The sequence below is a fragment of the Buttiauxella sp. BIGb0552 genome, from assembly GCF_004366275.1.
Taxonomy (GTDB): domain Bacteria; phylum Pseudomonadota; class Gammaproteobacteria; order Enterobacterales; family Enterobacteriaceae; genus Buttiauxella; species Buttiauxella gaviniae.
The window spans coordinates 124,502-139,707 of the sequence record NZ_SODY01000009.1; the positions used below are offsets into that span (position 1 = coordinate 124,502).

The 15,206-nt window shown below is 49.8% G+C and carries 13 protein-coding genes; 4 read left to right on the plus strand and 9 right to left on the minus strand.

The window, feature by feature from the left end; genetic code table 11:
* Positions 1-191 precede the first annotated feature (191 nt).
* Both EDF88_RS22545 and EDF88_RS22550 read left to right on the plus strand, forming a co-directional pair.
* Entirely contained in the window at positions 192-596 is a 405-nt protein-coding gene (locus tag EDF88_RS22545) for an H-NS family nucleoid-associated regulatory protein (RefSeq protein ID WP_134187462.1), read from the plus strand.
* Positions 597-1,173: 577 nt separating this feature from the next.
* Positions 1,174-1,989: a hypothetical protein gene (locus tag EDF88_RS22550; protein WP_134187464.1), complete on the plus strand. Its 816-nt coding sequence runs from the start codon at positions 1,174-1,176 to the stop codon at positions 1,987-1,989.
* Here the strand turns inward: EDF88_RS22550 and EDF88_RS22555 are convergent.
* On the minus strand, positions 1,919-4,903 hold the full coding sequence (locus EDF88_RS22555) for a Tn3 family transposase (RefSeq protein ID WP_134187466.1): 2,985 nt from the start codon (positions 4,901-4,903) through the stop codon (positions 1,919-1,921). The genes EDF88_RS22550 and EDF88_RS22555 overlap by 71 nt on opposite strands.
* 160 nt (positions 4,904-5,063) lie before the next feature.
* Between EDF88_RS22555 and EDF88_RS22565 the strand changes: the two genes are divergently transcribed.
* Entirely contained in the window at positions 5,064-5,642 is a 579-nt protein-coding gene (locus tag EDF88_RS22565; RefSeq protein ID WP_134187468.1) for a recombinase family protein, read from the plus strand.
* 204 nt (positions 5,643-5,846) lie between these two features.
* Here the strand turns inward: EDF88_RS22565 and EDF88_RS22570 are convergent, their stop codons facing one another.
* The 7 genes from EDF88_RS22570 to EDF88_RS22600 all read right to left on the minus strand — a co-directional run bounded on the left by EDF88_RS22570 (position 5,847) and on the right by EDF88_RS22600 (position 12,846).
* Entirely contained in the window at positions 5,847-6,827 is a 981-nt protein-coding gene (locus tag EDF88_RS22570; RefSeq protein WP_134187470.1) for a nitronate monooxygenase, read from the minus strand.
* Between the two features lie 215 nt (positions 6,828-7,042).
* A complete protein-coding gene (locus EDF88_RS22575) occupies positions 7,043-7,918 on the minus strand; it encodes a DsbA family protein (RefSeq protein ID WP_208326168.1) in 876 nt (291 codons plus the stop codon).
* Positions 7,915-8,283 (minus strand): phenylpyruvate tautomerase MIF-related protein, encoded by a 369-nt coding sequence (locus EDF88_RS22580; protein ID WP_134187472.1) that lies wholly within the window; start codon positions 8,281-8,283, stop codon positions 7,915-7,917. Before EDF88_RS22580 ends, EDF88_RS22575 begins: the two co-directional genes overlap by 4 nt.
* Positions 8,284-8,287: 4 nt before the next feature.
* Positions 8,288-9,160, minus strand: a complete 873-nt coding sequence (locus EDF88_RS22585) for an alpha/beta fold hydrolase (protein ID WP_134187474.1) — start codon at positions 9,158-9,160, stop codon at positions 8,288-8,290.
* Positions 9,161-9,246: 86 nt separating this feature from the next.
* Positions 9,247-10,392 (minus strand): NADH-dependent flavin oxidoreductase, encoded by a 1,146-nt coding sequence (locus EDF88_RS22590; protein WP_134187476.1) that lies wholly within the window; start codon positions 10,390-10,392, stop codon positions 9,247-9,249.
* Positions 10,393-10,496: 104 nt separating this feature from the next.
* Positions 10,497-11,429, minus strand: coding sequence for a nucleoside recognition domain-containing protein (locus EDF88_RS22595; protein ID WP_134187478.1), 933 nt, complete (start codon positions 11,427-11,429; stop codon positions 10,497-10,499).
* 508 nt (positions 11,430-11,937) lie between these two features.
* Entirely contained in the window at positions 11,938-12,846 is a 909-nt protein-coding gene (locus EDF88_RS22600) for a LysR family transcriptional regulator (RefSeq protein WP_134187480.1), read from the minus strand.
* A 330-nt stretch (positions 12,847-13,176) separates the two neighbouring features.
* On the opposite strand from EDF88_RS22600, the gene EDF88_RS22605 reads away from it, so the two are divergent.
* On the plus strand, positions 13,177-14,094 hold the full coding sequence (locus EDF88_RS22605) for an MBL fold metallo-hydrolase (protein ID WP_134187482.1): 918 nt from the start codon (positions 13,177-13,179) through the stop codon (positions 14,092-14,094).
* An 86-nt stretch (positions 14,095-14,180) separates the two neighbouring features.
* On the opposite strand, the gene EDF88_RS22610 is transcribed toward EDF88_RS22605, so the two are convergent.
* Positions 14,181-15,098 carry a LysR substrate-binding domain-containing protein gene (locus tag EDF88_RS22610; RefSeq protein WP_134187484.1) on the minus strand — a complete coding sequence of 306 codons (918 nt, stop codon included), beginning with the start codon at positions 15,096-15,098 and terminating at the stop codon, positions 14,181-14,183.
* Positions 15,099-15,206: the final 108 nt, after the last annotated feature.

A 15,206-nucleotide genomic window follows, 5' to 3' on the forward strand; every position in this document is an offset into this window, starting at 1 on the left:
TTACTGCGCCTAGCTCATGCTAACAATGATTTGTTCGATATGTCCTCAAATCAACATAAACATCGGTTGGATTCTAAGTATTTACTCTAGAAATAGCCAAAAAATATTGTTTCAGTCTCATCTTCACGTTATAAAGCACAGATTATGGTAAGCTTAATACCGTGAATTTAATTTATTCTTTGTGAGGTTATATGTCAGAAGCAATCAAATCATTAAATAACATCCGTACTCTTCGTGCTCAGGCTCGTGAACTGCCACTGGAGGTTCTCGAAGAAGTACTGGAAAAGCTGACTGTTGTTGTTGAAGAACGTCGCGAAGAAGACTCTGCAAAGCAGGCTGAAATTGAAGAACGCAATCAGAAACTTCAGACTTTCCGCCAGATGATGGAAGACGAAGGCATTAACCCTGAAGACCTTCTGGGGGTATTTACCGCGAAGTCTGACAAAGTTAAAAAAGTTCGTGAACCTCGTCCAGCCAAATATAAATATACAAATGAAGATGGCGAAACTAAAACATGGACTGGTCAGGGTCGCACTCCAAAGGCTTTGGCTAAGCAGTTGGCAGCAGGCAAATCCCTGGACGAATTCCTGATTTAAAGAATCGTTATCATGGCAACATTTTTAACTCTATCCTCAGAGTTCGGATGTTGCCATTTTTTTTCTGTTATTGAATAACGTTAATCCTTTCATTTGTTTTGGCTAATTTCTCTTCTTCTCTTCTGTGTCAATTTTCTTTAGTCTGGTTTTAAACTTCAAAACCATGCTTTACTTTCGTACTTCATGAGTCTAATCAGGGGAAACTGTATACGCTTCCATGACCCGACCAATTCAATTCTCTCGTGATTTATTCAATTCTCATTGTCACCGAGTATCAGACACAAAACGTAGTATTTATTAACATTGATAATGACGATTCATTCCATACGCGAAAACGTGATGGGAATGAACAACATCTTTGGTGTGTAAAAGCTATACCGATATGTTCCAGTTCCCAAAAGTAACTTTTAATCAAATATTAAGGAAAGGTTTTATGGTGAGGTCTTGGCCGGAGACGCCGCAATAAGCTAACGATCTTACTTTCGCCATGTTTGATTGGATAATCCTGGAGGGTTGAAGTATACCCTTATTGATAGACTGATTTCTGCTATGCATATTTCTGATGAGGTTCCGGAACATGAACGAGCAGTTACTAGACGTTACGCGTGTGCATCATTTCTACGTGGCTGTCGCTAAACATGTTTTCACACATCCAAAATACGGAATTGTATATGTTTCTGACCCCATTAGTTTAAAAGAAGCGGAAACTTACCAGCTCAGCCCTCTTTTACTTTATGGACTCACAGTAGCCAGTTTACCCATAAGGTGGTTAACGTTCACTTCAGTAGATAAACCCAGAGCATTCAAGGATATCCTCCTTGATGGGTGGCGTAACGCAAAAGGATTGCGCGGTCAGCCAGATGAATTGATAGTGAGCAGGCACCTTGCTGCCGCTTGCCCGAATCTTATCCATGATATGGATTGTATTGGTGTCCGAGTTACAGTGGCCGGAGCGCAGGAAAAGGCCCTTCCTGCTTCTCTCCGAGTTGCTCAGAACGCTTGTAAGGGATTGATCGCTGATGGGCCCACCAGCGGTATCCAGCAGCTGTGCAGCCTTGCTCAAATGGATCACGACAGGAGATTCCATACCCATAACTTTGACGGTTACAGTATGGACGTGAAATTCAGGGCCTATAGATGGTTATCGTTACCTCCACGAATTCCTGTGCATCTCCTGAACAGTAATATTCTGGACTGGGACAATCACACAGATGCATGGTTGGTGTCATGGCAATCATCCAGTCTGCCCTCTGACCTGCCCCGTTATTTTCACACTAACGGCTCTAGTAGGGGTCCGCTTGGAAAACGGAAAATATCCTACGCTAAGACTGTTTTTTGTACAGACAACTATCCACTGAGCGTAATGCGCGGTATTTACCCTGTCCCAGTTTGAGGTTTGTTCGCCAGACGTAATCCCCGCTCAGGTTGATATGTTCCCATCCCAGTGGTGACAGATGGGTAATCAGTTGCTCATTAATCGGGATCCCTTTCCGTCTCAAAGAATCTATCGCTCTTTCTATATATACCGTATTCCACAGTGAGATCGCCGCAGTCAGCAACGTCAGACCGCTGGCTCGATAGCTCTGATTCTCCAGCCCCCTATCTCTGATTTCACCCAGCCGGTGCATAAAGACAGCTCGGGCAAGGGCATTGCGGGCCTCACCTTTATTCAGTCCCGCCTGTACGCGTCGACGCAGTGAAGGATCCCTGAACCAGTCCAGCATAAACAATGACCTTTCGATACGCCCAATCTCTCTCAGCGCCTTTGCCAGACCATTCTGTTTCGGATAGCTTGCCAGCTTTTTCATCATCAGTGATGCTGTTACCGTTCCCTGCTTTATAGAGCTTGCCAGACGCAGGACCTCATGCCAGTGGGTTTCAATTTCCTTTAGATTCAGGCTGGTTGTGGAGATGATTGACTGAAGCCCCGGATACAACTCAGCTTTTCCATGAATAAACAACCGTTTGTCATGAAGATCCCGGATCCTTGGCGCAAAAGCAAATCCGAGCAGATGCATTAGCGCGAAAACATGATCAGTGAAACCTGCGGTATCGGTGTAATGCTCTGTAATTTCCAGATCAGTTTCGTGGTACAGCAGACCATCAAGTACGTGTGTTGAGTCCCGTACGCGGCTGATGACTTTGGTGTAAAACGGGCTGTATTGGTCCGAAATATGCGTATAAATTTGCACGCCTGGCTCCTGACCGTATTTCAGATTGACCTGACCCGCATAACGCCCGTGACTCCCCACCCTAAAGTTCTGCCCATCAGATGATGACGTTGTTCCATCGCCCCAGAATGCCGCCAGAGGCCGTTTTTTCTGGGCATTGACTAATTCGGCCAGTGCTGCTGAATAGGTTTCATCCCTGATGTACCAGGCCTGAATGCCCTCGAGTGATGATTTTGTCGTTCCCGGACAGGATTCGGCCATTTTTGTCAGCCCAAGGTTGATCCCATCGGCAAGAATGGTGGTCAGTAACAACTTTCTGTCTTTAGGTCTGACGTGATTGTTTTTGAGATGTGTGAAATGGCGGGTAAAACCAGTCCAGCAATCCACTTCATCCAGCATTTCAGTAATTTTAGGGTGAGGCAGCATGCCATAAACCAGATCGCCAAAAGGGGATGCTGCTGAAGGGACATTGTTATCCAGAGGGGTAATTTTCACGCCTTTATCCGATATATCTACATCGGGTAAATCACCGACCAGCGCCATTGCATTCACCTCCTCCAGGCGCGATGCCAGAAGCGTCAAACGGCTCTCGATGTATTCATGACAATCGCCCGGTATCGCAAGGGGTAACTGGTTATCCCTGAGTGATTTTTCAAAATCGCCAGACGGGATCAGATAATCATCGAAATTCCTGTAGCGGCGTGATCCCTTTACCCAGATGTCACCGCAACGTAAGGCTCCCTTCAGCTCATTCAGCACGCAAAACTCGTAATATTTTCGGTCAATGCCGGTGGGAGTAATTACAACCTTTCTCCAGCTTTCCGGGATGAAACCGACTGGCGCGGAAAGCGGTACTTTTCGGAGTTGTTTTTGATACATATCTCTGACTGTATCCAGCGCATCACCGAGCTGCATTGCGGCGGGTGCAGTCCTGAACTGCAACGCGGACAGCATCCGGGGGGCGTATTTACGCAGCGTACTGTATTTTTCTGTAATCAGATGCAACGGGTCGAAGTTGTCCTTACGTGACAGGAACCGCGTCTCTTCCACGCTGGTGATGAATTCCTGCCAGGGAAGGACGTCTTCTATTGCGGCCCAGGGATCTTCCCCGGATTCTCTGGCGTGAAGTAATGCCTGCCCGACGGTAACGTATTGCTTCAGTTTGCTCTGAATCAGCTTCCCCGTTTGCTGGAGCCGTTCGGCCTGCGTTCGTTTTGCCCTGCTGAACAGACTGCCCAGAATACGCTCGTGCAGATCAATAACTTCGTCGGTCAGGGTGGCTCTGGCTTCCGATATGATACAAACCAGCGAGGCATAACGGCGAACATCCGTGAATTTTGCCAGGTCCCGACTACTCATTTTCCTGCCTTCGCGTGCGAGTTTCAGGAGCCGGTTCTGGTGCATGGAAAGCGCAATACCGTCAGGCAGTGCCAGCGACTCTATCGCATTTAACCGGTCGATATGTTGCAGGACATTTTTGCCGTTTATTTTCCCCGGAGGCTGAAGCAGCCAGGCCAGCCGTGAAGGTTGTTCCCCCTCAGATACCAGCAGACGGTCCAGTGCCGCTTTTTGCCCCGGTTCAAGCTGCGCGGTCAGCGCAGAAAAAACAGCCCTGTCGGCAAGCGTTGTTGCTTCAGCCAGGGTTCGTTCGATCACCTCAACAGAGGGGAAAATAACCTTATTATTGTGGAGCCAGGAGAGCATTTCCTCCGCGAGTAAAAAACCTCTGTCTGTCCGCATGGCGTGGGGATAAAGGTGGCGAATACAGGTTTTTTGTTGCGCCCGGTTAAAGGGGGATAATTCCAGGTAGCGGTAGAGTTCAGCCAGATGCTCCCAGCGGGTGACCTCTCTTGAGGCGTACTCAGCCCACAAATCAGGCTGAAGTTTCAAATGAGCTGCCAGGCGGGAGACAACACCGTCGTGAGGTGAAATATTTTTGTCCGGAGAAAACCCTGGTCCTCGCAAATAGCAAAGTAAAACAGCAAAGCCCAGGCGGTTAGCTGGCCTGCGATGTTTATTAATAAGCGCGAGGTCATGTTCACTCAAAAAGCACATGCGCGTAAGAAGAACGTCATCATCCGGCACAACCAACAAGCGTTCTTTTTCTTCACTACTGAGTATTTGTCTCCGTGACATAAATGCTTTCTCTGCATATAGTTTATTTAAGTTATCGCTTTGCGCTGACCGAAAACGGTCGGTTTCGTACACCTATTATCAATGCTGTCCGAAAGTCAGTGAATTTACTATCGTACATGCGTTATAATTCGTACATCCTTTTCGTACAGAAAATATCACTATGTCACGTGTTTTTGCCTACTGTCGTGTCTCGACCCTGGAGCAGACAACCGAAAATCAGCGAAGAGAAATTGAGACGGCTGGTTTCGCTGTTAAATCTCAGCGACTGATTGAAGAACACATCAGCGGCTCAGTTGCCGCCAGTGAGCGACCGGGTTTTTCTAAACTGCTCGACCGGATGGAAAATGGCGATGTGCTGATTGTTACCAAACTAGACCGACTGGGGCGCAATGCGATGGATATCAGAAAAACGGTAGAACAGCTGGCTGCTTCAGATATTCGCGTTCACTGTCTCGCTCTGGGCGGAGTGGATCTGACCAGCCCGGCAGGAAAAATGACCATGCAGGTCATCTCTGCTGTGGCGGAATTTGAAAGAGATTTGCTGCTTGAGCGTACACACTCTGGTATTGCGCGAGCAAAAGCAGCCGGAAAGAGGTTTGGACGTCCTTCAGTACTGAATGAAGAACAGCAACTTAGAGTGATTGTACGGATTAACGCCGGGATCAGTATCAGCGCCATTGCGCGGGAATTTAATACCACCCGGCAAACCATACTTCGGGTAAAGGCAGGGCAGCAATAATCCTGAGTTCTTGGCTGGACGGTCATCTAAGCGTCAAATGCGGACATAGGTAATTGCCAACCAAAGCGGGTAATCAAGATATAAACAGTGGCAGTCCGCAGAATGGGAAACAAGTATCCACTTAACTGGCTAATCAAACGCAGGCAAACCAGCAAGTAAAGGCGTATTGCCTGGTTCGATTATTTTTTGCGGTCAGTACTGTCCTTAAACTGTGGTCAGTTCGTTCACAACCTCAGCGACGCACTTGATGCTGCGGATAGTTCCGATGCCCGTGCCCAGTGCGATGTAGCCTTCATCCGTATTACCTTCCAGCATGCCGATACGCAAGCCACGTAAACCGCCCATAGCCTGGCCTAACTCTTCATTGCTTGCGCCGGCTTTATCCATCGACACGAGCTTTTCAGCCAGCTTGCCGGGAAGTGAGCGGTAGTAATCTGGCAGGGTACGGAAAAGCAGCAAATCCAGGCCGTTGGCATTAATGATTTTATCTTTTACCGACTGCGGTACGCGGCTTTCTTCTGTACCAATAAATACCGATCCGGCAAATACGCCCTCGGCACCCAACGCTCGGGCCGCACGGGCCGTGCGGTTGTCGGTAATACCGCCTGCGGCCAATACAGGAATGTTCTTCACGGAATCAGCAATCAACGGCACAATCGAAAAGGTTCCCAGTGCGGTAGCAGGCAATGTGCCACCTTCATCAAAACCGGTTGCAACAATAATATCGGCGCCAGCTTCTTCCGCGAGCCGCGTGTTTTCAGGCGTCGGGTTGATATCACGGTAGATAATCGCAATCCCCGCCTCTTTTAATTCGTTAAAGAGACTCGGAATGATGGCACCTTCACCGTAACCGGTATAAACCACCGCCCTGACGCCCTCTTCCTTGATTACCTGAAGGATTGGTGGCGTCCAGATATCATTTTCAGGGGTCGGTATAAGGTTTACCCCAAATGGTTTTTCCGTCAGTCGTTTGGTTTTACGGATTTCTTCACGCATTTTTTCGGCGGTTTCTTCCGGTGTCGAAACGGCGGTTTCCGCCGTTAAGCCCGCATTTGGACCGAGTACACCCATGCCGCCAGCATTACTTACGGCAGCAACCAGTCGCGCATCGGTGAGCCATGACAATGGCCCTTGAATAACGGGCTTTTCGATACCCAGGATTTGACAGATGCGGTTGTTTCCCATGACGAGAATCTCCTTCAAACAAGTTGTTCGGGCAGCCTGTGCAAACGGCTGTGCGATTTGATTTATGCTTGAGAAGATCTTAAACCTCATTATTGTTACGGAAAACATTCTGATTATTAAAACAGAATTACTGATTTTGTAACAATGATAAGAGCTTTAATGATCGCGCGCATTGTCCGGGCGAGTAAAAGTAAAAAGACAGATGCACGCGTGGCTTAATTATGCTTTTGGATAAACCATCCGCCATAAACATCTTTTATGAAAATCTCATCTGAATCGAGTAAGGGTTGTATTAACGCTTTAACCGTAGAAATATCCCGTAGGGAAAATGCTTCTTCAATTTCAATCGGAGAAATTAACGGATGCAGGTTAATTAATTGCCGGATGCTGTCTGTTGATACCTCCGGTGGCTTTTCAGCGATTTCCCCGTCGGTGCACTTTGTGATGATGGAATGAAACTGATCATAGCCAATCATGCCATTAACAAGCACGCGTTTGTCCTGATATTCAAAAAGATAGGCAGGTAACCCTTTCACACCCAGTGACTGACGTAGGCTGAAATCATCGTTGAGCGCCGCCTGTGCGCTGCCATCTTCATAGTGTTCAAGAAACGTTTTGGTGCTGACGCCGGTGTTAGCCACTACCGTCAGTATTTCCTCCAGACGCGTCGTGGGTCTGCATTCCACAATGGTGGCAAAGCGCATGTTATATAAAAAATGAGCGGCTTTACTGTCGTCCGCTAACTGAACGGCCTTATAAGCCAGATTCAGCGGGATGGACGAGGTATATTCGGTGGAGAAGAGCTGCAAATCCGTCATATTTATAGGCATGCCGGTAATATCTTCTTCACTCTTGTATATCGTTGCGAGCTTCAGCCGGTATTTTTCGAGAGCATATTTCTTACTCACCTTCATGTCTTCAGGATCAACAAAATCATAGACGTTGCGCACAAGGCCTGACATCACATACCGGAACGTAATCTGTTCCGGAAAGTGAGTTTCCAGCCTGCGGAAAAACGGTTCGCTTTCGTAAGACAGCCCCATCATGGGGTCAGTAAACGTGGTAAGCGTTAGCATTTTTTTTGAGTTCATTCTGCACCTGCCCGACCGTCGCTGAATGTCCTGCCCGCCACGCTCCATGCCGGAATATCTTCATAGTTAATAAAGATCCGGAGGGGGTCTATGTCCAGCACGCGGTGGAAAAGATGACTAATGGCCTCGCTCAGTTGCTCATAACCGTGGTGGCCATGATTGCTGAAGACTGCCACGGTGATGTAGGCCATAGGCTGAGAATTATCACCGCTTAGATAAAGGCGATACGCGTCCTCAAAGCCCAGCATCAGTGATGCCTCTGATTTACCCGGTACAAGGGAAATGGCCTGCCCCAGTCCGGCTTTCAGCGCCGTTTCCTGTTCGTCTGAAAGCCGGATGTTCACGCGCGATATAATAAATGGCATCGTTTTATCCTCTTAATGTGGTTTCAGTACGCCAGCCGCTGACAAGTTTCAGGATGGCATCCGCCAGTTCCCTTTCCTTCTGCTGGTAGGTATGCCCCGTACGCTCAATAAAAATCAGTTCATTGTCAGCAGCGGTCGGCATATGGACGTTAATATTACTCAGAAAGCCGCACGGATCGCCGTAGGTGAAGCGATCGTAGGTACCGATAATCAGCGCGCCGCTGTGCTTTATTCTTTCAACCTGTGAGAAATCCCTGTCAGCTTCAACGTGCACGTTGTTAAGCGTATCGGCGTACAGCCACTGCCAGGCGGTATCGGCCACGCAGGGAAGCCAGCCGATAAAATCAAAGGGCAGCAACTCCTGGCCGCGACCGCTTTGTCTGAACTGCGCGATAATGCTCTTTTCTTTTTCTGATACCTGGCTGGTCAGATGCCGGATGTTCGCCGGGCTGAGAAGAATAAATTTATTTACCCGCGGATCGGTATGCTTTGACAGGTAGTAGATGACCTTGTTAGCCCCCAGAGAATGGCCGGCAAGGATGATATTTTTGTAACCTGCCTGAGCGGCATAATCGATCCAGGCGACAATGTCGTCGTCAGACTTTGTAAAATCTTCATTCCAGGAGCCGATAACTTCAGTGTTGCCAGTTCTGGCGTTGACGATTTCCATTTGCCCGAAAGCATCACGCGTCTGAGCATAGATAAAATCAATTCCGGCAGTGCTCAGCGTATCCCCGATGGTGTAATAAAACGGGTTCGAATAGAAATTGCCGTGAACGCCTGTAATGGCAATGACGACGGTGTCGGTTTCAGGCGCCGGAAAAATTACGCCGTTCAGAACCGTTCCGCTTTTAGTCGCGACATTGAGTTTTTTCATGATTTCTATGTCTCTGAAAGCCCGTTATCCGACACGGCAAAACGGATTTGTCGTGCGCGAATCTTTAAGCTTTGTTTATTCAACTATCAGTAATGGTTCGTCTTGTAGCGCACGCCTTTCTGCTTTGATGGCGGGTAAAAATCAGTACCGGCCATCGTGCCCTGCAGCATGGCAGGGGTGTAGCGGTAATATTCAGCCTTATCCCAGTCAAAGGTGGTTTCAATTTCTGACTCACGGCCTGTCTGAATAAGCTCAACCAGGTTTGGATTGAGCATCACGCTCTTGCCGATGGCGACGGACTCCGCCCAGCCTGTCTTATACGCTTCCAGCATGTCATCTGCGGTATACAAGTTACCCGCACCAAAGAACGGCACCCGGCCATTAATGTGGTCGTGAACGATCTGCATACGCGTCAGGTTGCTGTCAGCGCCACGGCGGGCTTTTTTATAAAAATCCCACAAGGAGATGTGCAGATACTGGAGCGGGCGTGTCAGCAACGCATCAACCAGTGCCAGCGTTTCTTTCATGGTAATGCCGTCTTCACCCGGTTCTTCGGGTGAGAAGCGGTATCCGATAATAAAGTTGGGGCGATGATGTTTGCGGCGCACCGCATCAATCGCATCAACAATCCCGAGCGAAAAGTTAAACCGTTTCTCCAGCGTTCCGCCCCAGTGGTCATCACGCAGATTGCTGGCCGCCGAGACGAACTGCTGGATAAGCCATCCGTTTGCACCGTGAATTTCGACGCCATCAAAGCCAGCACGCATCACCAGTTCAGCTGCGTTTGCAAAACAGGCGATCATTTCGCGCACTTCGGCATCAGTCATCGTCCGGAATCGCCCGTATAAATCACCGGTAGGGGCAATCACGCCATGGCCTTTGGTCATTGATTTATCTGCGCGATAACCTGAGTGTGCGAGCTGGACGACGGCTTTTGCGCCCTGTTCATGCGCGATCTCTGCGTATTCAGTCAGCGTCGGGAGATCCGCTTCGGTAATGGCCTGCGGAGATTCAAATCCAACCGCGCTGGGATGAACGTTGGTAAAAGGCATGATGAACAGGCCAAAGCCTTCAAACCGGTCTTGCCAGAAGCGACGTCCGGTCTCCGTCATCTCGCCTTCTGGACCAGAGTCATAAATGGTCAGCGGCGCAACTGTCAGGCGGTTTTTAATTTCCACACCGTTGTTCAGCGTATAAGGTTCAAAAAGTGGTGCATATTTAGGGTTCATCATTGTTGGCTCCTTAACCAGTACGAAATCAGAGGTCAATCTCTGAACGCCTACCTGTTTTTTCCAGGCCAGCGTGTGTTATATAAATGGCGCATCCGCAGGGCTAATCAGTAAATAACCGCGTGTAATATCCCTCTCAGCGCTATGCCGATTAAGCCTCCGAGAATGGCAAAGCGGGCTACGCGAGCCACGCGGAAACCTGCACCCAGCATGATCCCCACACCCGGAAGGTCAAAGGTCTGCAGCAGCCAGCCCGCTGAGGCATTTAGCGTTTCTACACTCATGTGGCCGCCTTTCAGCAGTTCTGTCGTCACGCCCAGATAGGCCGTGCCGCCAGCCAGGCACTTGACCAGCGCAGGCATAATCAACACTGTAGGAATGTTCAGCGCGTGCATTACCGGCGACAGCATCTGTTCCAGTAGCGAAATTGCCCCCGCCGATTTGAGAATGCCCACCACGGTTAATGACAGTATCAACATCGGTACCGCGCCCAGTGCCAGGCGGATGGATTCTCCGCCAGCCCCGTTGATGATGCTTAGCAGGCCTTCTTTTTGCGGCGAGTGCACTGCAGCGTCCTCAGCAGAGATAACTTCTTTAATGGCCAGCTTGCGGGCAAACAGGTACCAAGTTGCCGCCCCGGCGGCCAGACCACCCACGATGGACAGCAGGACCGCTGTCAGCCAGTGCAGCCCCAGCGGGGCCAGCGGATAAAGTGCGTTGGCTTGCCCCATGGCAAACAACATGGCGAGCGTGGCGGCCAGATGGCGATCTGAGACGCCTTTCTTTTCCATCATGGCAAGCGTCGCGACCGGGGCAGCGAAGCTCACAAAGTTAAGCTGTATCAGGGCGAACAGGCTTAGCCCGGTAAGGCCGAATGGCTTAAGTAAGGGGGCCGCTACGTTAACTATCTTCGCCAGCACGCCCACCGATTCGAGATACTTCATCATCACCATCATCACGACCATGACGGGGATCAGGGTATAAAGCGCAATATCCACGGACGAACGTCCGGCGGACATGATTATTTCGATTATGTTCACAGCAATATTCCAGACCTGTGCAGGTGTTATTTATGTTATGCAGAACACGGGTATCACCCGTTAATGACGCCGTGACCGGGCATGCTTTATTACGGTTGCGGATAATGAGCGCCGCCTGCTCCGGTTAATAAAAATGTCAGCATTGTCTTGCTTAATAAATTGTCAGAGTAGGTTGCCGGTAGTCATTTTATTTCTGATCTGTACCGACATAGCCTTGCGGATTTTTATTTCTCCCGTATCTGTTAAATAAAGGTTTGTTTCATTTCCTGTCGGGGTAAATTAAATCAGTTGTATCAGGTGGGATAAACGGCCCTTTCTTTACTTCACCGTTTCATAATCAGTAACAATGCAGAAAAACGTATTTAGCTTTGCGGGTTATGCTGAAACTGGAAACGCGGGGGGAGGGGCAGAGGCAGGCAGGAGCCGTGTCTTGTCCGCCACCCATCAACCCGGCATGTCTGCGCGGGGGAATTCCACAGAAAAGGGTTTTATGCAAAAAAGAGACGTGTCAGAGCTGCGCATCCGGGCCAAAGACTTCGTACAGCCAGTCGATGAACACACGAACCTTGGGGGACAGATAGCGGCGATCCGGATAAAGCAGTGAGACCGGTTTGGGCGGAGGAGGGAAATCTGTGAGAATTTCTGTCAGCTCGCCGCTCGCAATAAAGGGCGCCAGAGACGGACGCAATCCGTGCAGAACACCGAGACCCGCCAGCCCGCAGGAAAGAAACGCTTCTGAATTGTCCACCAGAATGCTGGAAGGCATTTTTATTGACGTGACAGTGCCGTCAACGGTGAACTTCCACTCCATTATCTGCAGACTGTGGTTACTGAAAAAGTTCACAGCGCGGTGGGATTTCATCAGTTCATCGATAGTGTGTGGCGTGCCGTACTTCGCCAGATAAGACGGCGCAGCACAGGTCACCATCCCAGCCGTTCCCAGACGTCGGGCAATGAAACTAGAGTCATCAAGCTCACCAAGGCGGATGACGCAGTCCACGCGCTCGGCAATCAAATCAATCTTGCGATCCGACGTACCAAGAATAATCTCGATATCCGGGTAACGGTTCTGAAAATCGCCAAGAGCCGGGATGATGACCGCCCGGGCGAGCGTGATGGGGACGTCAAGACGCAGGCGTCCTTTCGGAGGTTGCGTGCTTGAAAATAATCGCCGGACGTCATCCAGTTCGCTTAAAAGTGAGAGGCAGCGCTGGTAAAACTCTTCCCCTTCCTCCGTCATGCTGACCTGCCGTGTGGTGCGATGCAGGAGCTTAACGCCCAGATCATGTTCCAGATTCTGAACGGCGCGGGTAACAGCAGGACGGTGCAATTCAAGCGCCTCTGCCGCGCGGGTAAAGCTCCCTTGCTCTACCACATTGACGTAAATATCCATGGCTTCCAGCATATTCAGCTGCATCTGTTCTCAGTCCTCACCCATTATTTGTGCCGAAGGGGAAGAAACCCCGTCACGGTATGGCTTCCCTTATAACATTCCTTTCTTCCGGAAAATATCCCTTTCTGACCCGATTGTTTCATCTGGAGTAACACACTGCTATCAATCTGTGGCTTTTTCCGGTCGGCCCCAGGCTCTATTCTTACCGCACTTATTATTACCAGTAATTCACGAATAACGTTGTGAAAGAAAATATTAATAACCCGGCAGTCCATATATACAGGCCGGCGGACGCTTTCGGCCTGAATAAATGCGCTGCGAAAATCTTATAAATATTTATTATCGAGGTAAGACATGTCATCTGTAAAATCGCTCCCAATTCTTCGCAACCAGGCTCCAGGCTTTTTCCGTTATGCTTTAGGTAATCTGGTGGTGACCGCCTTGTATGACGGGTACGTTACTCTGGACCCGATGTCGCTGTCCGGGATCACTGATGAAGAGCGTAAATCCGATCTGGCCAGACAGTTGCTGCCAACCAGCGGTGCGCTGAATACCTCAGTGAACGCCTTCTTCGTCCATAACGGTGATCGCCTCATCCTTATTGATGCAGGTTCAGCCCACTTTGCGGGCCCGAGCATGGGGCGCTTACTGGACAACATCGCCGCTGCCGGTTATAAGCCTGATGACGTAGACACCATTCTGCTGACGCATATGCACCCTGACCATATCGGTGGCATCACCAATGATAAAGGCGAAGCGCTGTTCCCGAATGCCACCGTCTGGGCGCATAAAGATGACGCTGACTTCTGGCTGGATAACGGCCTCGCAGCCACGCTCGCAGAAGATCAGCGTCCGTTCTTTACCATTGCTCAGGATGCGGCCGCACCCTATATCGCAAGCGATCGATTCAAAACCTTCGTACCAAGCGACGACCTCATTCCGGGTCTGGTCAGCATCGTTGAAGCACCGGGTCACACACCGGGTCACACAGCCTTTATGGTGACTTCTGCTGGCGAAAAAATGCTGTTCTGGGGGGATATTTCTCACCTGCCATCTATTCAGCTGCCACACCCGGGCGCCACCATTGAACTGGACGTATATCCGGAAATGGCGATTGCTTCACGTGAGCGCGTGCTGGCTGCATCAGCCGAGGCAGGTTACGTCATTGGTGCCGCTCACCTGCCGTTCCCGGGCATCGGTCGCGTACGCAAAGATGACACTGCCGGTTATGCATGGGTATCAGTTGAGTACAGTGCGCTACCGGCTGTCTGAGGCTGATTACGCTAGCTGTGGGCGATGACGTGATGCCCTGAAGAAGTGAAGTCTACGTTTGTCAGGGCTGCAAAAGCAGCCCTGTATCAGAAGTCGTTGCTTCTTTTTCCCACCATAAAACGGTCAAACATACCCGCCATGTGATCGACAAATGCACGCACCTTCGGCGTCATTTGACGTGTGCTCGGCCAGAGAATATGGAAGATGGTGGTATGAGCCATATAACTGTTGAGTACCGTTCTGAGTTCCCCCGTATCAAGCTCATCCTTTATTGAGTAGTCAGGCAGACAGGCAATACCGCGCCCTTCTTTGACCATAAACAGCAGCGCTTCAAGGCTGCTGCAGATAAGCGTTGACGGGACGGCGTGATTCCCTGTGGTGCTGATACTTTGCTTTAGCGGCCACAAGGCGATTTTACCGGAGCCTGGAAAGCGGTAGTGAAGGCACGCATGTCCTGTCAGCTCATCGGGCCGCCCGGGGGTTCCATGATCCGCAAAGTAGGCTTCAGATCCTACGATGCACAGGCGAAAGGAGCCCAGTCGTCGCGAAATGAGCCTTGAATCACTCAGTTCACCGCCGCGTATAACAACGTCCATTCCTTCCTCAATGACATCCGTCAGCCGGTCTGAAAAGTCCAGGTCGAGTTCAATATCAGGATATCGCACCATGAAAGATGAAATCATCGGTAGCATAAGTCCCGCTGCCAGCGGCAGCCCTATACGTAGCCGGCCACGAGGTTGCTGTGTCATGGCGGAGAGTTCGTCCTCTGCCGCCTGGATTTCACTGAATATACGGTGACAACGCTCCAGGAAAACCTCTCCTTCTGACGTTAAGCGCACCGAACGGGTACTGCGCTGGAACAGTCGCACGTTTAGACGTTCTTCAAGCCGGGATATGCTCTTACTCACCGCAGATGATGAAATACCTTTTGCTCGCCCGGTAGCAATGAAGCTTCTTGTCTGCGCAACGTGGACGAAAATTTCCATACCACTCATTTTTTCCATCAGTATTTTCGACCCACCATTAGTGACATTTTTGTCATCTATGTTATGCCCGCAGACCCCATTAATTACAAGTCGTTATCAACATATTATTACGCTCTCAGCAGCACG